At 53.7% G+C, this 20,758-nt stretch carries 14 protein-coding genes; 8 read left to right on the plus strand and 6 right to left on the minus strand.

The annotated features are described in order from the left end of the window. The first annotated feature begins 112 nt into the window (after window positions 1–112). Both DTL42_RS10680 and DTL42_RS10685 read left to right on the plus strand, forming a co-directional pair. Entirely contained in the window at window positions 113–1,831 is a 1,719-nt protein-coding gene (locus DTL42_RS10680) for a response regulator (protein ID WP_234824160.1), read from the plus strand. Window positions 1,832–2,013: 182 nt separating this feature from the next. Beyond that, window positions 2,014–3,213 (plus strand): metallophosphoesterase, encoded by a 1,200-nt coding sequence (locus DTL42_RS10685; protein ID WP_114368713.1) that lies wholly within the window; start codon window positions 2,014–2,016, stop codon window positions 3,211–3,213. Between the two features lie 29 nt (window positions 3,214–3,242). On the opposite strand, the gene DTL42_RS10690 is transcribed toward DTL42_RS10685, so the two are convergent. The 5 genes from DTL42_RS10690 to DTL42_RS10710 all read right to left on the minus strand — a co-directional run bounded on the left by DTL42_RS10690 (window position 3,243) and on the right by DTL42_RS10710 (window position 11,595). Next, on the minus strand, window positions 3,243–5,228 hold the full coding sequence (locus DTL42_RS10690; protein WP_114368714.1) for a vWA domain-containing protein: 1,986 nt from the start codon (window positions 5,226–5,228) through the stop codon (window positions 3,243–3,245). Next, on the minus strand, window positions 5,225–6,127 hold the full coding sequence (locus DTL42_RS10695) for a DUF58 domain-containing protein (protein ID WP_234824161.1): 903 nt from the start codon (window positions 6,125–6,127) through the stop codon (window positions 5,225–5,227). The genes DTL42_RS10690 and DTL42_RS10695 overlap by 4 nt, the downstream gene beginning before the upstream one ends. Before the next feature lie 46 nt (window positions 6,128–6,173). Next, complete coding sequence (locus DTL42_RS10700) at window positions 6,174–7,202, minus strand: AAA family ATPase (protein ID WP_114368715.1); 1,029 nt, start codon at window positions 7,200–7,202, stop codon at window positions 6,174–6,176. A 115-nt stretch (window positions 7,203–7,317) separates the two neighbouring features. Beyond that, window positions 7,318–10,416, minus strand: coding sequence for a VWA domain-containing protein (locus tag DTL42_RS10705; protein WP_114368716.1), 3,099 nt, complete (start codon window positions 10,414–10,416; stop codon window positions 7,318–7,320). A 150-nt stretch (window positions 10,417–10,566) separates the two neighbouring features. Next, window positions 10,567–11,595, minus strand: coding sequence for an NHL repeat-containing protein (locus DTL42_RS10710; RefSeq protein WP_114368822.1), 1,029 nt, complete (start codon window positions 11,593–11,595; stop codon window positions 10,567–10,569). 145 nt (window positions 11,596–11,740) lie between these two features. On the opposite strand from DTL42_RS10710, the gene DTL42_RS10715 reads away from it, so the two are divergent. The 3 genes from DTL42_RS10715 to DTL42_RS10725 all read left to right on the plus strand — a co-directional run bounded on the left by DTL42_RS10715 (window position 11,741) and on the right by DTL42_RS10725 (window position 14,373). Beyond that, entirely contained in the window at window positions 11,741–12,877 is a 1,137-nt protein-coding gene (locus DTL42_RS10715) for an L-threonylcarbamoyladenylate synthase (protein WP_114368717.1), read from the plus strand. 77 nt (window positions 12,878–12,954) lie between these two features. Next, window positions 12,955–13,413, plus strand: coding sequence for a ribose 5-phosphate isomerase B (rpiB, locus tag DTL42_RS10720; RefSeq protein ID WP_114368718.1), 459 nt, complete (start codon window positions 12,955–12,957; stop codon window positions 13,411–13,413). Between the two features lie 390 nt (window positions 13,414–13,803). Next, on the plus strand, window positions 13,804–14,373 hold the full coding sequence (locus tag DTL42_RS10725) for a hypothetical protein (protein WP_234824162.1): 570 nt from the start codon (window positions 13,804–13,806) through the stop codon (window positions 14,371–14,373). Window positions 14,374–14,527: 154 nt separating this feature from the next. Here DTL42_RS10725 and DTL42_RS10730 read toward each other — a convergent pair whose 3' ends face one another. Next, entirely contained in the window at window positions 14,528–15,181 is a 654-nt protein-coding gene (locus DTL42_RS10730; RefSeq protein WP_158545317.1) for a TVP38/TMEM64 family protein, read from the minus strand. A 160-nt stretch (window positions 15,182–15,341) separates the two neighbouring features. On the opposite strand from DTL42_RS10730, the gene DTL42_RS10735 reads away from it, so the two are divergent. From DTL42_RS10735 to DTL42_RS10745, 3 genes are all read left to right on the plus strand, one after another. Continuing rightward, on the plus strand, window positions 15,342–15,989 hold the full coding sequence (locus DTL42_RS10735) for a hypothetical protein (protein ID WP_114368721.1): 648 nt from the start codon (window positions 15,342–15,344) through the stop codon (window positions 15,987–15,989). A gap of 72 nt (window positions 15,990–16,061) precedes the next feature. Further along, window positions 16,062–17,777 (plus strand): HEAT repeat domain-containing protein, encoded by a 1,716-nt coding sequence (locus DTL42_RS10740; RefSeq protein WP_158545318.1) that lies wholly within the window; start codon window positions 16,062–16,064, stop codon window positions 17,775–17,777. A 196-nt stretch (window positions 17,778–17,973) separates the two neighbouring features. Then, window positions 17,974–20,595, plus strand: a complete 2,622-nt coding sequence (locus tag DTL42_RS10745) for a DUF11 domain-containing protein (protein ID WP_158545319.1) — start codon at window positions 17,974–17,976, stop codon at window positions 20,593–20,595. Window positions 20,596–20,758 lie beyond the last annotated feature (163 nt).

Here is a 20,758-nt window from a genome sequence, read left to right on the forward strand (position 1 = left end):
ATTAGAACGCCGAACCGGTATTAGATGGGCAGAGAATTGTTCACACGAAGTTTGGTCGTATAATTCGTACATCCAAACAACCGCGAATGCATATTTGTTAGGGAGAATGGGGTTGGCGGCAAAACCCAAAATCCTGTGCCTGTGCGATACCCAAAACGACTCCGAGGTCGTGGAGGAACTTCGTCAGGATTTTGAAGTCACCGAAGTGAACACACCACTTCGTGTGCTCGCTAAACTTCGTAGTAGCCCCTACAGCGGGCTCTTCATTTCCACTTCGCACCAAGAAGTCTCTACGCGAATTGGCAGCCTACTGGAAAACGAGCATATCCTCGATGGCATGCCAGATGGCGTGGCGATGCTCGACCGAGACAACACGATTGTTTGGGTAAACGCTTGCTTACAACGTTGGGCAAATCGAGGGGACCTGGTTAACCAGAACTTCTATGCAGCCCTGAACAGTCCAGAGATCCTTGGCCCTGACTACTGTCCGTTTCATACGGCTGTCACTACCGGCCAAGCAAGTGGCTCGACGCTACGTACGGAGGACAATCGTTACTTCCACGTACACGCCGCCCCGGTTCTAACACCGACGGCACCGCCGAGTAACCTCATCGTTACCGTTCGTGACGTTACCGATGAAGTCATTCAGCGACAAAAGCTCGACGCAATTCACCGAGCCGGGATGGAGTTGGCCGATCTCACCACCGAAGAGATCTTCAACATGGAGGTCTCTGAGCGAATCGAATTGCTCAAGAGCAATATCCTGCATTACACCAAGGATCTGCTGAGCTTCGACGTCATCGAGATTCGGCTGCTCGATCAGCGCACCGGGGAACTGGTTCCGCTGCTTTCTGTTGGTATCGACAAGGAAGCTGCCGAGCGCGAGCTTTATGCTCAAAGCACCAACAACGGCGTCACCGGCTTCGTTGCCTCAACCGGGAAGAGCTACCTTTGCGAAGACACCAGCAAAGATCCGCTCTACTTGGAAGGCTTCAAAGGGGCCAAAAGTTCACTTACGGTGCCTCTGCTCTTGCATGACCAAGTCATTGGTTCGTTCAATGTTGAAAGCCCAGAACCGCGGGCGTTCACCAATAGTGATCTGCAATTCCTCGAGATTTTCTGTCGCGATCTTGCCGTCGCGCTGAACACCCTGGAACTGCTTGTCGCCCAACAAGCCAATACGGCCCAAGCCAGCGTCGAAGCAATCCACAGCGCCGTCGCTTTGCCGATTGATGAAATCCTCAACGACGCTGTGAGTCTCATGCAGCGTTACATCGGCCACGATGAAGAAGTGGTCGGCAAGCTGAAGAATATCATTCAAAACAGTCGGGATATTAAGCGGGTAATCCAACGCGTGGGCGAAAAGATGACGCCTGCCAAAGCGGTACCAGCCTCGGCCAAACAAGAGCAACGCCCTCTATTGAGGTCTGCCAGAGTGCTCGTAGCCGATGCCGACGAATCGGTCCGCAGCGCTGCCCATGCGTTGCTAGACCGCTACGGTTGTGATGTCGAAACGGCGCACGACGGAGCGGAGGCGCTGTGCATGGTACGGGCTGGGCTCCATTCCAACGGCTACGACGTAATTATCAGCGATGTCCACTTGCCCGACATGTCGGGACACCAGTTAATGCTCAAGCTGGGTGATATTATTTCTCCAGTCCCGATGATTTTGATGACTGGGTTCGGCTATGATCCGGGCCACTCCATCGTCAAGGCGCGTCAAGCTGGGCTGCTTCCTAACGCGGTTCTCTACAAGCCGTTCCGCCTCGATCAGTTGGTCGAGACCGTCGAGCGGGTTATGACTGCGTTTGCTGGGACACCTTCTCCGTAGCGATTAACCTACGATAGATTGAATAAGCCGCCGCGCTTACCCAGTCTCATCCGAATTCGCGCCTCTTCTGGTAAACTGATACTTGCCCTTAGCTGTTCATTGCCCCAGACCGACGACAGCCATGCCAACGGCTTCGCTATAGGCATGCACTACGCTTTCCTCCTCGAAATCAGCAACGACGAATGTATGCACTTATAGCGATCCTGATGCTTATCGCTGGTATCGGGCATCTGGCAATCTGGACTCGGTTGCACTGCTTCTTTCATGCGAAGGCCTATCGGCAGTGGCTCATCGACATGATCGAACTGTTGATCTACGCCATGTCGTTGCTCATTCCTGTCTTATTTTTCGCCTGGTGGATCCAACAGCCGCGCCTCCCAGACGAAGCTATCTTAACGGGCGGCGACACCGAGCACTCGCTTCTCTACGACATTTGGTTCATTTACGGCACGTTGTGCGTTATTGCATTTGCGATCGCCACTGCGTTGTGGCTGTTCTATTGGTACGAAGAGCACCGCTTTGCCGCTTATGTCAACCAACGGGTCTTAGGTCGATATGACTTCAATGACGTTGCTCCGCAAATGGTAGCTGCCAAGACTTCGCAGTTGGGCACGATGATCCCAGGCAACCAAATTCTGCAGTTGGACGTCAACCATAAAGAACTTTTTCTCCCTCGTTTGCCTGAACAGCTTGATGGCCTAACGCTCACGCACATTTCCGACCTGCACCTCAAAGGGCATATGTCGGAGGCGTTTTATCGCAAGATTGTCACTCAGGTGAATGACCTGCAATCGGACTTAATAATTATCTCCGGGGATGTCTTCGATCACGACAAATGCTTCGCGTGGTCATCGGCAACCCTGGGGCAATTGTCCGCACCCTGCGGGACCTATTTTATCCTTGGCAATCATGAGATACGCACGTCGGATCCAAACCTAGCCCGAAAAACTTTGGTTGATGACGGTCTGATCTATCTGGGGGGACGGCATATGACACTGCTCATTCGCGACTACCCAGTCGTTCTGGCAGGTAACGAACTGCCGTGGCATCCGCCAGCTCCGGATATGAATACGCTCGATTCAACAAGCCACGAACGGCCACCATTCAAACTACTTGTCGCGCATACGCCAGATCAATTCGGGTGGGCGGCTTCGCATGATTTCGACTTGATGCTGGCCGGACACGTTCATGGAGGCCAAATCCGACTTCCCGGCATCGGGCCCATCGTCAGTCCGAGCCTCTATGGAACGCGTTATGCGTGTGGTGTTTTCTACTCGGAACCAACCTTGATGCACGTTAGCCGCGGCATCTCAGGCACTACCCCACTGCGCTTAAATTGCCTGCCAGAGATCACGCAGTTGGTTCTGAGAACCGGTAAATGAACTTCAGCAGCTGAGGAGTAATAAGCTGCTTACACATACACGCGTCGATTGTAGATGTACCATTCGACCAACAGCACCAAAAGCGCCAAGACAACCAGCCACTTCCAGAATTCACGTCGCATAGGCAACCAAGCTGATTGCCCTTCGATCGTCTCCCACTGGGTTTCAATCTTCTCTTTCGGCTCAATATGGCTCTCTTGGACGTCGAAGATGTTCACCGAGAAGTAACGGGAAACATTCTTTGCGTCCCCTTCTCGCACTTCGTAGGTGCCTAATTGGTCTGTTTCACCAAACGAGAACAGGTTATCCGCCGTAGGAGCAACCACTCGCTGGCGGCCTTGGGGGGGCGTTATGCGAACTTCTTTCGCAAAGCCATTGGACCGGAAAGTAAAGTTCTCGCCAGGTCGGATGCTCGTCTCGGCTTGGCCTTGCTTCACATTTCCGAGATACTCTACCAGGTTTTTGATGAATACAGGAAAGCTTAATCGCTTCGTCCATTCGGTATTGTAAAAGGTTTTGTCCTCTTCGCTTGTCAAAAACGGGAACCCCAGCACAGCGTCTTCAAAGCTCTTGCGAGGCGCGATCGACATGAGTGCTCCCTGGTCCGATTCAATCAAAGTCGTCCCGCCTGGGGGAGTCTCGAGCGAGGATGACTTATAGATCGACACATTCCCCAAGTTGACAAATGCCATGACAGGGTGGCTCTGGGCAATGTCAATAATTTGTGGCAAGACCTTCTCTTCGGTAAACTTCCAACCATCCACAGGCGGCTTCTGACCGAAGAAAACCGTATTCGACTCTGGCATCACCTCAGGGGCGCAATCGTCGTAGATGATCACATCATAAAGCCCGCTGGCGGCTTCTTTCGGATAGTCCTCGCCAGTTAGAAAGTCAGGATCAACAAGCGTCACATCGGCAATGCGACGAATCTGATCGGTCCCCAGGGCAAACTTCAAATAATCGTTACCTGCTGAAACGACCAGCACTTTAGCTCGCTCTGGTGGGTTAATCGCGGCATAGGCAATGTTATCCGCAGGAAAGACGTCGTCGTGTTCGATCTCTAGTCGCAACTTGCCGATATCAAGATTGCCTAAATCGAACTGAACGCCCCCCGTTCCATCTTCATTGTCGAGCTTAATTCGCGCGACATCTAACAACTCATTGTTGAAGTAAAGATTCGCAGTCACCTCGCTTGGTTCCGGACCAAAGCGAGCAATGCGGGCGAAAACTTGAAGCTCTTCTTCTTTTTCCGCATTGCGTTGTGTGCTGAAAGCCAAGATTCCGACGTTCCCTGATTCGATGTTCCCCAGCGGGACATAAATCGGCTGAAGATTACCGAATGAGAAATCGGTAATCGTTTGAAAACGGCCATCACTTAAGATATAAGCCGTGGCAGGCTTAGCCTCAGCGACCTGAACGTCTCCTTTTTCAAAGGAAGCTTGGCCAGGATTTGCCAGCCCCGAGGCAACGCGCAACGCCTCCATGATATCGGTGGTGCGTTCGGTCGGTTGAATGGCCTTCACTTTAGAAGCCAACACACGCTGATTGTCGGTAAATTGCTGAACGACGCTGGCTCGATCCGAGAACGTGACAACCATGCCGACATCACCACTATCCATTTGATCGATCATCTCGAGAACACGGCGTTTGGCCTCTTCCAAACGGGTTCGATCGGCTTGCTCATCTTTGGTGCCCATGCTGGCTGAATTGTCGATTAAAAAGACAAAACGATCCCCAACCAATTGTTGTTCGCCTTCCATACCAGGACGAAGCACGGCCAAGATCAGCAACAGCACAAACAGCAACTGCAAGAAAAGAAGTAAGCTCTGGCGCATCTTCTGCCAGAGGCTATTCACGTGCAGATCTTCAATCGTCCGGCTCCACAGGAAGGTGCTAGGCACTTCCAACGGCTGTCGGCGCAGCTTTAAAAAATAGAGGGCGATGATCGCTGGGGGAACCAAGGCCAACAGTGTCCAGCCCAGCGGTCCAAGCGTGTTGATAAAAAAGGAATTCATCGCAGCAGCCCCCGTTGCCGGAGATAATTGGAAACGAGACTGCCGACCGGCACTTCCGTATTGGCCAGCATGTAGACCATGCCGCGTTTGGCACAGAAGGTCCTGGCTCCGTCAACAAACGCATCGAGCGTTCGCTTGTACTTGTCTAACAGAGGACGGCTGACGGTGATTTCCGCGATATCGCCATCTTCGCAGTCCACCAATTTTAAATCGCCTTTGATCTGTTCGGCCGGGTTCAATTCGACGGGAGCCAGTGTTTGAATCACATAGACATCCATCTGCTGCGTCGAGAGAAATCGCAAAGCAGGCTCAAAGCCTTCTTTGTCCATTAAGTCCGTAATTAGCACCAGGATTCCTTTGCCGCTATTTCGCAAGCAAAAATTCTTGGCCCCTTCCAGCAGTGGCACGTTCTCGCCAGATTCGATTCCATCTAAATAGTCGAGCATCCGCCACACGCTCTGCCTTCCCCGCAATACCGGCCCCGGCTTGCGAGTCGAGGTACCTAACGTCTCAATTCGGACTCGATCGGTTCGGCATAGCCCAACGAAACCAAGCGCGGCGGCCATTTGCTTGGCATAGGTTAGCTTGCTGGGCGCGCCGAAATCCATCGAAGTGCTGGCATCGATCAGGGTATAAAAATGTAGATCTTCCTCTTCCAGAAACATCTTTAAAAACAACCGATCGAGCCGGGCATACATATTCCAATCGATGAATCGCAAGTCATCGCCGGCGACGTAAGGACGAAAGTCGGCGAACTCGACACTCGTTCCTTTCCGCTTGCTGCGACGCTCCCCTTTCATCCGTCCACGAAACACCTTACGGCTGACCAGTTCCATGCGTTCTAACTGGGCCAGCAATTCCGGGGAAAGGAGATCGGAAACGATATTCGTCTTCGCCATCGAGGGCCTTACCTATCAGATGCTTTGAGGGTGGCGAATTGCCAATCTATCGAGCGACGCTTGCCAAGACTGCGTCATCCGCTTTTTCAGGCACCTTTTCCAGCAGCTCTAAAAGAACGTGATCGGTATCGAGCCCTTCTGCCTGAGCCTCGAAATTCAAGATCACTCGGTGCCGCATGGCAGGCAAATAGACACGACGAACATCTTCATAGCTCACGTTGTAACGGCCATCTAAGAGGGCCCTTACCTTGGCAGTGAGCGCCAACGTCTGAGCTCCACGCGGACTCGATCCCCACCGCAGATATTGGTTGGTGATTGGCAACGCCAAAGGCCCTTCGGGATGTGTCGCTAAGGTAAGCCGGACGATGTAATCCTGAACGTGCTTTGCCAGAATCACCTCGCGGATGACCTGCTGCCATTTCAAAATCTCGGCCCCATCCATTACCTGTTCGGTCTGGATTTTGGTTCCTTTCGTCGTCCGATCAATGATCGTACCGAGGTCTTCCGCACTCGAATAACCCACGACCAGCTTGAATAGAAATCGGTCTAATTGCGCTTCCGGTAACGGATAAGTCCCTTCCTGCTCGATCGGATTTTGTGTGGCCAACACAAAGAAAGGTTTATCCAGCACGTATCGATGCCCACCAACCGTCACGCAACCTTCCTGCATCGTTTCCAGCATCGCGGACTGCGTCTTCGGCGTGGCCCGATTGATTTCGTCGGCCAGACAAATCTGGGTGAAGATTGGACCTTTTTGAAATTCAAATACGCGCCGCCCGTCTGGCGTTTCCATGACCATGTTCGTACCCAGAATATCGGCCGGCATTAAGTCGGGCGTGTACTGAATACGGTTAAAATTAAGGTGCAAAGTCTCGGCCAGCGTGCGAACCAGCAACGTCTTCCCTAAGCCGGGAACACCTTCTAGCAAGCAATGCCCCCCGACGAACAGGCACGTCAACACACCATGAACGATGTCGTCGTGCCCAACGATCACGCGTTGTACCTGTTCTTTGACGGCGGTGTAGCGACTGCGAAATTCTTCCGCTTGCTGCTGCATCGATTCGGCGACACTCATGCGATTTCCTTGCTGCGACTAACTCGTTGGGTGTTGAACTGGTTGAACTTCTGACAGGATGGCAGCAATATGCAGCCGAATTCATCGTATAAAAAAATTGCAAATTGGAAGTCCACTAGGACGAACCAGGATTATCCATGCCACCTGGGGGCTTTTTGCGAGCTTGCTTCTTTGCCTTGAGCAGGCGGGAGGTATACGAATCTTCCTCTTGCTTACCTTCGTCCAGAGGCACTTTCTTTTGCGACAACGCGCTCGTGCTTGGGGACTTCGAGGCGAGTTCCTCCTCGATCGCCGAGCCGGAACGCTGCTGGTCGTCGAGACCTACCTCGAACCGAGCCGCCGCCTTTCTTTCATCGTAGTCTGCGGTGGCCCGTTCCTTAATAACGCGGAGCCGTTCCATACGATCTTCTTCTTCGACTTGCTGCGGAGCTCCAAACACTTTGGCATGTACCCAGCGATACGAGTGGCCAATCCATTCGGTTCCCAGGGTGACTCGCCGTACGAACACATCCTCAAAAAACACGAGCCCGCACAGTACCAACAAAATGGGCCACACATGTTGGCTGCTAATCGCCTTGGGCAGGTCGTGACGGAACGTATCGACATCCAGCAACTCTTCCACGCGACCGATGGCGAACTCGCCGTCAATCACTTGCCCCGCTTCTCCTCCCCGTGGTTTCAAAGCGGCCAAGGTTTCTACCAAGGCAGAGTTTAAACGTTGCTGTCGAAACTCGGCGGAGTAGGGAACGTTCGCTCCTGTACGAATCGGAGCTTCCCCTGGCCCAGGCAAAATCGAAAGGAAGTAGCTTCCTGACTTGTCGGCATCGAATTCACCGACATAGCGTCCTGAGGCAACCTGACGAAGTTGAAAGTCTCTCGATTCCATTTCTGGATCGACAGCGGTTCCCGAGAGTTTGAGAAAGTTGAGATACTCGTCTTTCTCGTCCGTGGCAGTCACGACGACCTGGACTTTGCCATCTTTCACTTCACTGGCAACCGTGAAATTTCCTTGATTGTCCGTCGGTCGCATGGCGTATCGAACTAGTTGACTAAAGAACTTGTCGTACCCTTCCCACGCCGTCCAGTTATTCGCCCAGCGTTTGCCGGCATCGGTGGTAAGAACCCCTGTTCGTCCAACTCCATATGTCCAAGTTGCCAACACAGTGGCATTATCAGGATGTTCCGCAGGCACCGGCGCAACCATCCCGATATCGACCAGGGCATTGTCTTTCAGGGTGGTCATCACGTAGCCATCAAATGGCGGAAAACCTTCAATTCCTTCCAACACTTCATGTGGATACGTGATAGGAATCATGCCGGGGTCTTCTTTCACCAACGGCTGGGCGATTCGTCGGGCCTCGCGCTGATAGATTCTCGGCAGCGCCTTGGGATCGGTCACGGCGTAATACTTGCCACCGGTTTGTGTTGCCAACATTCTCAGTGGAGCGCTACCAGCAGGGCCATGTGTACCGATGGCCACCGTCGTAATTTTAATATTGGCATCGATGTACGCCTGTACTGTCGCGCCGTTTGGTGGAGAAGGATCGCCGTCACTAATGACAATCATGTGCCGGATGGCAACGTTTGCTCCCTGGCCTTGGATGGCATTGAACCCTGCCAACGACATCTTCATGGCCGGATCAAATTGCGGCATGTCGCCAGGCGTCATGCGATTGAGTCTGGCCAGCATTTGATTGCGATTAGGGCCCACCGGCAGCAGACCGGTCTGGCCTCCCCACATCCATTGATCGCTGCCGCTCCAATGGATCAAACCACAATAATCTTGAGGCCCCAGAGCTTTCAGCGCCTCGCGAGCCACGACTTTTTGCCAGAAGTTGCCCTGGGCGAGTTCGGACGCGTGCATCATCATCACCAATGCACCTACAGGAACCACCTTGGCATCCTTGATGTTGAAATCGACCGGCATTGCCTTTTCGAGTTCGGTATTGGACCATCCCCCAGCGCCAAACGACCGAGGGCCACCAATCATCAAAAGCCCGCAACCCATTTGCTGACTATTACGGACCAGCATCTCGATCTGCTGATCACTGAAACTGGAAATATCGCCGGCGCCACCGCCACTCGTACGAGGCAGATCACCTAATATCACGCAGTCGTATCGCTGCAGTTCGGCCAACGAAGTGAAGAGCGCATTGCTCTGCATCAATTCAACTTCGATGTTGCTTGCTTTTAAGCGTTCGACTAAGTAGTCGAACTCGCCGGGATTCTCCCAATCTTCAATCAGCAATACGCTTCCTTCACCACGCACGTGAGCGAAAGCGGAGGCCAAGTTATTTTGCGGCATCGAGTCATCCAAACGATCGTCTGGCACAAAGCGAGCCTCATAGGTATAGAAGTCGGACTGGTCGATGGTGTGCTCGAAGGTCAGCACCTTCTTGCCTGGCTCAAGCTCCATCGGCTGCTCGATCAGGACATCTTCTCGCTGCCCTTGCTTTCGGACGACGATGACTTTGCCGGAGACCTTACCGTCGTCCTCTTCGGTGGCTTCGGTCATGTTGTTGAGGACAACATTGACCTGAACCGGCTGCCCTTTGCGAATATCACTGGGTAGCGAGATCTTTTCGACGGCCACTTCCGCACGGCTGGAAAGCTCGATCGGCACGACATCGATCCCAATACCGTTTTCCGCCAATTGACGAGCCACGCTTAGCACGTCACCGACGGTTTCATTGCCATCGGTGACGATCACCACGCGTTTGGCAGAGTCTTCTGAGAACGACGCTTGAGCTAGTTTTAAAGCTCCTTCCAGATTGGTCGCATCGGTACGAACTTGCATCATCGCTTCCAGCTTTCCTTGCTGGATCGGCAAATTGTCGTCGTACGGTGGGACTTCAATGGCGGCTTCTCGCCCGAATACAATGACACCAGCTCGATCACCACGCGCCGGATTGCGATGCTCGACGACGTCCTTCACCACGTACTGGACCATTGCGGCCCGCTTGTCTCGGTGAATACTCTCAGATTGATCTAGCACGTAGATCACAGTGACTCGTTCGCTGGTATGCCGCAGTTGCATTTCCGCCAGGCAAAAAACCAGCAACACGTAAACCAGCGATCTTAGGCCTAAGGCAAAGAATCGCCGAAACCGTCCCAGCCCAGAAATGCTGCGAAAGCTGAATATCCATAACAGCGGCAGCCCTGCCAGCAACAGCAGAAACCAAGGCTTGTTGAACGCAATATCAACGCCAAACATGCGGGCGGCTATCTCCTGGTGGATTATCCAACGAAGAGCGATGACGGAAAGCAATACTGAGCAGCTCGTTCACGATAAGCCCCCTCATGGTAACGACTTTCTACCCCGATTCCCATATTTAGGGAGAGAGGAATTCAAAATTCCATCTGCTTACAACCGTATTCGTTGAATACGATGATTCTCGGAGTCGATCACGTGAATTCGGCCATACTTATCTCGAACCAATGCCCAGGGACTGGCCAACTGTCCTGGCTGGCGACCAGAAATGCCCCACGTGCCGAGACTGTTTCCTTCTAAATTGAACTTCTGCACGCGGTGATTACTGTACTCGACGACATACAAATGCCCTTCACCATCTAGCTGGAGGTCATAGGGATAGCCCATTTCCCCAGGTTTACTACCGTGTTCGCCCCAGATTTTAACCAGCTTGGCCTCGTCGCCAGTGGCATCGAAGACTTGGATTCGGTGATTGCAAGCATCCGCGACCCAAATATGATCGTTTTGATCGACGACCATATTCTGGGGACGAACAAACTGCCCTGGCTCTTGCCCATGACCGCCCCACTGAAATAGAAAGTTCCCCTGGGGATCAAACTTCTGTATGCGATCGTGCTGACCATATTCAGCGATGTAATAATTCCCCTGTGAATCTTGTACTGCATCGGTCACAAACCCGAATTCGCCTGGCTGAGAGCCCTCGATCCCGCCAATTGTCTGCTCGTCCAACAGCTTGCCATCGGGCGTATAAACAAGCATCCGGTTATAGTGCGTGTCGGCGACTAATAAATTGCCATCGTTATTAAACGATAAACCAGAGGGGCGTCCTTTATAAAATTCAGGGATTTGCCAGGCTCGAAGAAAGTTTCCATCAAGGTCGAAAACCTGGATCCTGGCCGTCATATCGACGATGAAGATTTCATCCTCGGGGCTAATCGCCGCAGCCCGCGGCTTTTCAAACATCCCTTCGGATACCCCGCGACGTCCCCAAACAACTTCTGGTTGCGAGGAAGAGTCGCCTGCCGGTACACATCCCAGGAAACCACACCATGCAAGCACCCACACGGTCCCCAGCAGGGGGAGCGGAAAGCGAAAGTGGTATTGGCCGATAGAAAATGTCACGATGAAAGAGTTTTCCGCTTTGGTGTCGGTGGGAATCCGCTTGTGAGACGTTCGACTCATTTCGTATAGTAACTTCTTTGAAAATAATAACTTCTGCAAACACTGAGAGCAAAGCAATTCGCGACGGCTCTGCCAGATGCAGTATTCCCAGCCACGCGACATCTGGTTCGCCAGGAATGCGTGCCCCTTCGATTGGAAATCGTAAGTGCCCGCCAAAGTCATTGAAGTCAAAGCAGCCGACGACCGTCGCGATGTGGTCCATCGTGCGGTGCAAGCATTAGCGGAAGGAGAAATCGTCGCCTTTCCGACCGAAACCGTCTATGGGCTTGCGGTTTCTGCGCTGAATTCCGATGCCGTCCATGCGCTAAGGCACGCTAAAGATCGCCCAGAAACCAGTCCATTTAGCCTTTGCGTGCCTGGGGCGGATACCTTATGGGATTATGTCCCCAATGCCTCGCCACTGATGTGTCGCTTAGCTCGCCGCTGCTGGCCTGGGCCGGTTACCTTGGTGATGCCCTGCGACGAGGGCTCGGTCGTTTCCCGCTTTTGCCCCCAGGTTCAACAGGCAGTTTCCCCCAGCGGCTTGGTAGGTTTACGGGTTCCGGCTCACGACTTGATCTCGGAAGTGATGCAATTCCTGCCTGGCCCCCTCGCATTGACCAGTGCCAATCGCTCAGGCGAACCTGACGCGATTCACGGAAAAGAGGTCGTGGAGAGATTAGGGAATCGAGTAGGATTGATCCTAGATGATGGAAAGTGCCGCTACGGACAACCTTCCAGCGTTGTTAAAGTCGCAGCCAATCACTTTCAGATTTTACGTCAAGGTGTTGTTTCGGAGAGTGTTTTGAATCACCTGAGTAGTTATTTCGTCCTGTTTGTTTGCACCGGAAACACATGTCGCAGCCCGATGGCTGAGGTCATTATGCAAAAGCATTTGGCGGACAAACTGGACACGACCATCCACCAACTTGACCAAAAAGGCGTCCTGGTCGCATCGGCAGGAATCGCGGCGTTCCCCGGCGGAAGAGCTGCTCCAGAAGCGATCAGCATCCTAAGTGCCCGCGAACTTGATTTGACCGGCCACGCCAGCCAACCCCTGAGCGATCGCTTGGTCGAACAAGCCGACTTAATCCTGACAATGACCTCAGGTCACCGCGACGCCATCTTGGCACGTTGGCCAGAAGCTCGTGATCGCGTACAAACCTTGAGCTGCGATGGGCGCGATATTGCCGACCCGATCGGTGGCTCGGAAGATGTTTACCGCCAATGCTTGGAACAAATCGAATCGGAAATCAAACTCCGGGTGAAGGACCTGGATCTCGACAACCTCCTCCCTTCCTAATCTTTTCGTGTTCATAGTCGACGGCCCTAACTGCCGTTTGATGGTGAACCATCCTTATCAGACAAAACGTAGCTGCCATGAAAATCGCGATAGGAAGTGATCATCGTGGATTTGAAGTAAAAACGAAGATCATTGAACACATCAAAAAACTTGGACACGAGCCGCTCGATTGTGGTACCCACGATTGCTGTGCGATCGACTACCCTGACATTGCCTCAGCGGTAAGCGAGAAAATCGTCCAAGGCGAGGTCGACCGGGGGATTCTGATCTGCGGTTCGGGCATCGGTATGGCGATTACGGCCAACAAGTTCCCCGGCGTGCGGGCGGCAACTTGTCACGATGACCTCACGGCCGAAATGAGCCGTCGCCATAACAACGTGAATGTCATGTGCCTGTCAGCCGATTTGCTCGGCGAGCGATTAATCGACCGAATGGTCGATTTATGGATCAATACTGCCTTCGAGAAAGGTCGCCACCAGCGGCGTGTCGACAAAATCTGCGAAGTTGAGCGGCGATTCTCAAAAGACAATTCTTAAGCGGCAGCCAAGCTCTATGTTCCAGCTTTGTGGTTGCCAGCGTGGCCTCGTCAAAAACCCCTGCTATTCACTACCGGTATAGCCCTCCTGTAATACCGCTTTTGCTAGCACGCCCCAGCTTGAACTTTTCTGGCAATTCGTAGCATAGTTCCTAGGAAAGAGGGGCGGTCTGGGCCGATTATTTGCAAAAACTTCGGCAAGGTGTTCCGTTTATAACGATCGCACTCTCGTCGGGCTTAATTCTGCATTTTTTCTCGCTCTCGGACGCGTTCCAAAATCTTGAAGCGAGAACGATTGTTGTTAGAGTCATCTAAACAGTCATCGCTATTTGAGCATGTGATGCGAACCCAGCACGCTTGCTTCGCCCCTTTTTCGGAAAGATTGTCTGGAATGGTTCGGTTTCGTCGCCCCCATCCTGAAGACGTAGAACAGTTACTACTCAACGCAAAATTGCGTGACGAGTTGGAGCCGTTCTTCGACGAGTCGCTGCAGATACTCGACAGCGGACGTGTTCCCATTCGCGTGGAAAACGAGTTTCTCACCGCAATTTTGGCCTGGGAGAGAGCCCCTGTTTTGCCAATTGCCCAATGGTTTACCCCCACCTTGGCTCCTCCCCGTTCCGATCAGCTATCGGCAGATGAACTGCATGAGTTGTTGTGGGACATCATCCAGAAACTCGCTTCGCGGCGAATCTATCTCGATTTCACAGATCACTTGAGCGACAACGAGCTGTACTGCATCGTCGTGCGGGACATTCTCCCCTCGCAGGAAAAGATGGTCGACCTGACTAGCCACTGCATTTTCTTCAACTGTGCTGAGTCGGACGCAGATCCAGATACCTGGCTAAGGTACTACGCTTCGGAAGAAGAACGTCAAGGCTGGATGGAAGAGACGGGGCAGCCGTTACCCCCTGTCGAATGCTCGCCCTACCCACGTAAACTGCCGGGCAGAGCCCTCTAAAGAAGCATTTCTCCTGAGAAAAAGCGGACGTGAATTCCACCGAGTGCGGCTCTATCGCACCGGGGCATGGTGGACTTCACTTCGCTTTTTTTATGAACACATAAGATTGCGTGAGAAGTTGCCGGACTATTCGGCGTCCGGGCTTACGAGGGTTTTAAAGAGGGTTTTCCTGATGCTTTTTTTGCAACCATTTCCGCGCAAAATAGGTAAGCAACAACGGAAACCCAGCGGAAATCCCTAAGGCGATGACAAGCCACTCTTGGTCGGAGGCGACCTGCCCGAAGGCTGCGTAAGCCACAGCAATTCCGCTATTGGCGAGAAGCACTGGCGCCCAAAACTTTCGCCAAGCCAACCCTTGAACGCCTAAGAGGACCACCGCTGCTTCGGCTAGGATAGGCAAGGGCCTGGTGATCACCAACGTCGCCACTCCCCAAGTATCGGCGAACTGACGAAGTGTCGTCGCATCGCCGTCCTCAAGCCAACGTTTTTTAATGGCTGGGCCCGCCATTTTTGCGAGGCCAAACCCCAACGCGGCTCCGACCGTCAAACCAGCAAAACAAACTAGGCTACCCACCAAAATACCTAGTTTAGCCCCAGCAATCGTGTTCACTAAACTTGATGGAACCGGCAAAAAAACATCGAAGGCAAGCAAACCGAACAAACCAATCGCCATAACTGCTGGACTGGTATAGGTTTGCTGCCACGATTCGGCAGCTTGCTGCAGGTCGTGCCCCCAAATTACAAATGGTATAATCGGAATTGCGAGCGCTCCGGCCACGAGAGCGAGCATTTTGAGGAAAGTTGGCATTCGATCTATTGTTGATTCCCCCAAATTTCGTGGCATACGATTTTCAACTTAACTATCATTCGTACTAGGGTAGGATTACCTAAAGTACATCGCATTTCCCTCGAAACCAAGGTTCCGAGGTCGGTTCACCTTATAGCTTCCTGCAAACACGGAAAGAGTCATGGTTCCAAGAACACTTCTGACGGCACTGCTTCTGCCGCTTCTGGCAAGTTCCTGCTACGCACAGTACTACGGTGGCCCATACGGTTATGGGTACGGTTATTCGTCGACCGCTGAAGAAGGCGCCGCCCATGGTTTAGCCGACGTTGTACGAAGTGCTGGTTCGTACAATCTAGACACTTCTCGGGCGATGGTGAACGTTGAAGACGCGCGCAAGGCGTACATTCAGAATCGCGAGCTGGCTCAGGAAACTTGGTTTGATATGCGTCGTCGCAACGATGCCTATCGTGCCGAGAAGCGTGGTCCTGCTCCGACCAGCGAACAGCTCTTCCGGATCAACGCCCAACGTGCTCCGAGTCGCCTGAGCGATGACCAAATCGATCCGGTTACGGGTGAACTTCACTGGCCGCTACTGCTCACCTCGGCGATCTACGATCCGTACCGCAAGGTGATCGACAACGGTTTCGAAACGCGCGCCCATCAAGGATCGATCAAGAGCTACGACAAGCAGCAAGATCTTGTGAAAGCGGTCAACAGCATGTACGACACGCTGAAAAAGCGAATTCGTGACTACGAACCTCAGCAATTTATTGATGCCAACCGCTTTATGGAAGCCTTGTCGTACGACGTGCGTTTCCCTTCTAGCTAGTGAACTGACGATACCTACACCTTTGATTTGCAACGCTCACTCTTCTCTATGAATTTGAAACTGGAGACGGCGATGAAAGCCCGTTATATGGTTCTGTGTGCCGCGATGTTGTTTTGCGGCACCCTTTCGGCGGCTGAGCCAGATGTCGCCAAGCTAACTTCGGAATTGAAAGCAGGTGGCGAAGCGTCCTACCAAGCTGCCGATGACCTGGCCGACGCCCCAGCCGCCCAGGCCGTTCCCGCTTTGACGGCGGCTTTGGACTCGACAGACGTAGAACTACAGCGGCGAGCCGCCCGTAGCTTGGCCCAGTTTGGGAAGGAAGCGAAAAGTGCTGTCCCCAAACTTTCGCAGCTACTAGATAGCCCTGTGCCGAAACTCCGTGCTTACGCAGCGTATGCATTGGGTAACATCGCCGACAATAAACTTGCCGCACTTCCTAAGCTGATCAAGCTGGTTGCGGACCAAGACGCGATGGTTCGCCGGAATGCCCTGGAAGCGCTCTTAGACCTTGATGTCGACTCGGAAGTCTCCTTACCGATTCTGGTGAATGTGCTGGAAAACTCGGACCCTGCGATGGTGCTTCCGGTTCTCAACGAAATGGCAGAACAAGGTGAACGGGCCATTCCTCGCCTCCGGAAAGCGCTCAAGAACGAACGAGCCGCTTATTGGGCCTGCCTCGTTGCGGAAGCGATGGGCCCCAAAGCTGCTCCCCTGGTTCCGGATTTGACTGAAGTGCTGAGCAGTAAAGACCCCGGAACTCGTATGCACGCGTTGATCGCACTGGGTGAAATCGGCCCGGCAGCGAAGCCAGCGTTGGATGCCGTTGTCAAAGCACTGGAAAACGACCCTGTTCCCGCAGTGAAGTACTCCGCCGCGTTCGCCCTCGCTTCGATGGAAGCTGAAAAAGCGACCGATGCCCTTAAGAAGGCTGCAGAAGGCGAAGATGCTTTCCTGACGCTGATCAGCTACTACGCCGTGGCAAAGCTGAACCCGAACGATACCATGATGGCCCAAACAGCGGCAACCTTCCTGGTCGAAGCGCTCAAGAACGAAGACGCCAACGTGCGGGCTGCTGCCGCTCACTGCTTGGTGAACTTGGACACCTCTCCGGAACTACTTCAGCCGATCTTGGCTGACGCCCTCCGTGATGCCGATCCACGCGTGGTCGCGAAGATTACCGATGCCATCGTGAAAATGGGCCCCAAGGCCATGCCAGAAGTCCTCAAAGGGCTACAAGATGAAAAGCTACGCTGGATCTCGGTCAGCATCATTCGCCGCTGGGGTGAAGCCGCTCCGGAAGCAGTCAAGCCTCTCTCTGAGCAACTGTCCACGGAAGATGAGCAGTACCAAGGGGAAGTCCTGATGACGATTGGCGCGATCGGCGACAAATCGGCTGGTGCATTGGAAGCGGTTAAGCCATTCTTAAAGTCCGATTCGCGCGGCCTGCAGCTCAATGCGTTGTACGCCGTTGGCAAAATGGGCCAAGGGGCTCTCTCGGCAAAAGACGATATCATGCCACTGCTCGACAGCGAAGACAGCTTCACGAAGTTCGCGGCTGCTTGGGCTTTGGCCAATATCGCTCCTGAAGATTCTGCCGCAGCCGAGAAAGCGGTTCCTATCTTGACGCTATCCCTTAGCGAGACCGAGCAAGGTTATACCCCTAGCGAAGCCGCTAAGGCGTTGGCCATGTTCGGCGACAAAGCGAAGTCGGCTTTGCCCGCCTTGAAGAAAGCAGCTGACGCCGGCAACGAGTCCGCCGCTGCAGCTGTGGAAACGATCTCGAAGTAAACGCGTTCGTTTCATCCCCTGGAAAAGTATGAAGAGGCCACCATACGGCATGGTGGCCTCTTCTTTTTTTGCTAGCAACGCGACTCCGGCAGACGTCGGGGGCAACTTGAACTGATCTTTCCTCAAAAGTCAGTTTTTGCTAGTAATTCTGAGCCGACACTATTTCTTGAGTATGGAAGCCAGAAAGAAGTTTCGCATGTTAGGCAAGGATGCCATGAAGAACATTTATTTACGTTTGGCCGTGATTGGTGGAGTGGTTGCTTTGGGCGCCACCGCAATCGGACAATCGATGATGGCATCTCGGGCCAATCCAGATCCGGAGCCAATCGAAGTTTCACAAGCAGCTAAGCCAGAAGGCACGCCCACGCCCGCCGTGCCCCCCTTCCCCGATTCGAAGGTGAGGCTGGCCTCGAACGATGCGCCAACCGAGGCCCCCACAGCCGAGTCATCGCCTGCGGGTGGTTCAATCCCTCAGCCTCCGGTATCTCGTTTCCGCTTCAACGATTCCCCAGCGGCAGAAACGGCCACAACAGCTGAAAACCCTGCAGCAAGTCCCACTGCAGCGACCGTCGGGGATGGAAGTTCACCACCAAGTCGCTTCAGTCAATTCCTCAGTAATCCCAATACATCCGCAGCAGAAAATCCTGCGGCAACCATGGCAGAAGAAGCTCCGGAAGCCGCAACCACTGCTTCCACAGGAAGCCGATTCAATTCCAATGCCGATTCTCCCACCCAGCCAGCAGCTCCTCCGGTCTCACGTTTTGGCAATCCTGCTGCTCAGCCAAGCGGCGTAACGCCTCCGAATCCCCAAAGCTTTGCAGCAGAATCCAGCAACACCATGGCACCTCCGCCGGTCCGCTTTCAAGCTGGCGCGGCGGCAATGGCCGCAGAAGCAGCGGAACAAGTGACCGCTGCCGCTAGTGATATCGCCGCCGAAGCCAATGGCGTTGTCGAGGAAGCAACCGTCGCCGCCCAAGGTGCCGTTGAAAATGCAGGGTCTCGCTTTTCCTCGATGGTAAACTCCGCCGCGCAGTCAATCAGCGACCAAGCTGACACCGCTGCCGGGGCAGTGCAGGAAAGAATTCCTAGCACGATGGAAACGCAGCCTAGCTACGGGGCCAGTGCTTATCCGTCCTCAAACAGCATGCCGTCGAATCCGAACCGTTTCTCGGCCTCGCCTGCTCCGGCAGCCTCAGCGCCGTCCGCTGCAGCTTCAGTTCAGCCGAGTGTGATGGGCTCGACGGTATCGTCCGATTACAACAGCACGCGTGGCTTCTCGGCAACGCAATCCCCTGCAGCCACGCCGATGGCTGCCGAGCCTACCCCGGCAGCAATCAGCCAACCACCTGCGGCCCGTTTCGCTGAACAGCCAACGACAATTGCATCACGTTCGGCACCGCCTGTTACCGGAATGTTGGTCTCTGCACGTCCAGGTGAATCCCGCTGGGAAGGCGATCAAACCCCCAGCATCCGCCTCGAAAAAATTGCCCCTCCTGAAGTTCAAATTGGCAAGGTCACAACCTTCGAACTGCATGTCGAAAACAACGGTCGTGTCGAAGCGTCCAACGTTGTCGTCCATGACATGGTTCCCGCCGGCACCAAACTCGTCTCGACCAGTCCAGAAGCCGAGCCTGGTCCGAACGGCACCTTGGTTTGGAACCTGGGCACGCTTCAACCGCGCGAGCGTAAGTCGCTCAAGCTGGAAATCCTTCCCTTGGAAGAAGGAGACATCGGCAGTGTCGCCAGTGTGACTTTCGCGGCCATAGCTTCCGCCAAGTCGGTTGTTACCCGTCCAGATCTCAAGGTAACCCAAGCGAGTTCCGCCACGGTACTAGCTGGAAATCAGTTAGGAATTACCATTACCATTAGCAACCCCGGCACCGGTGCGGCCACAGGGGTGGTGCTTGAAGAAAATGTCCCAGCAAACTTCTCGCATCCTGCCGGAAAAGAACTCGAATTTGAAGTCGGCACGTTACGCCCAGGCGAATCGCGTCAGTTAGATCTGGTCCTCAATGCTGTCAGCGCTGGCCGCGTGCAAAATATTCTGCATGCCCGTGCGGATGGCAATCTGTCTCAAGAAGCCGCGATTGACCTAGAAGTGATCGCCCCGAAACTGGCGGTCGCGATGAGTGGTCCTAAGCTTCGTTATCTCGAACGCCCAGCCAAGTACACCGTTGAGGTAAGCAACCCCGGCACGGCCCCGGCTCACGAGATCGACTTGGTCACGTACCTTCCTAAAGGCTTGAAGTTTGTCGAAGCAAACAATGCTGGCCAATACGACGCCACCCGGCACGCCGTGTTTTGGAACCTACAGGAACTGCCGCCGGCGCAAAGTGGTACCGTCGAACTTGTTGCCCTGCCGATCGAACCTGGTGCGCAGCGTCTGCGAGTGGAAGGGACCGCCAGCAAGGGGCTTAGTGCCGAGGATGAATCAACGGTGCAAGTCGAAGGCCTCGCCGCCATCTTCTTTGAAGTCGCTGACTTGGCCGACCCGATCGAAGTGGGCAAAGAAACAACCTACGATATCAAGATCGTCAATCAAGGTTCCAAGGAAGCCACCAACGTTCAGGTAGTCGCCGAGATCCCTGCTGGCATGCGAGGGCTTTCTGCCAACGGCGAAGCACAGGGACAAATCCAAGGTCAAAAGGTCATCTTCCAACCGATCTCGCGGATCGAACCCAAGCAAACGGTTCGCCTCAAGATCCAAGTGCAAGGAACGATGCCAGGCAACCAACGGATTAAAGTCCAAGTCTCGACCGACGGGATTCCTGCTCCGATCACCAAAGAAGAAAGCACCACGATCTACACCGATCGGTAGACAAAGATTTCTAGCAAAGGAAAAGGGCAGCAAAATCGATGCTGCCCTTTTTACGTTGCTTCTATCAGCACCGACGATTTCTTCGCTACGGTGGCAACCGCCAAAGTCCTGCAGGAGGTCAAGATCACTCTGCGGCACGAGCCATCGAACCACACAAGAGCTA

The organism is Bremerella cremea, assembly GCF_003335505.1.
GTDB classification, from domain to species: Bacteria; Planctomycetota; Planctomycetia; order Pirellulales; family Pirellulaceae; genus Bremerella; species Bremerella cremea_A.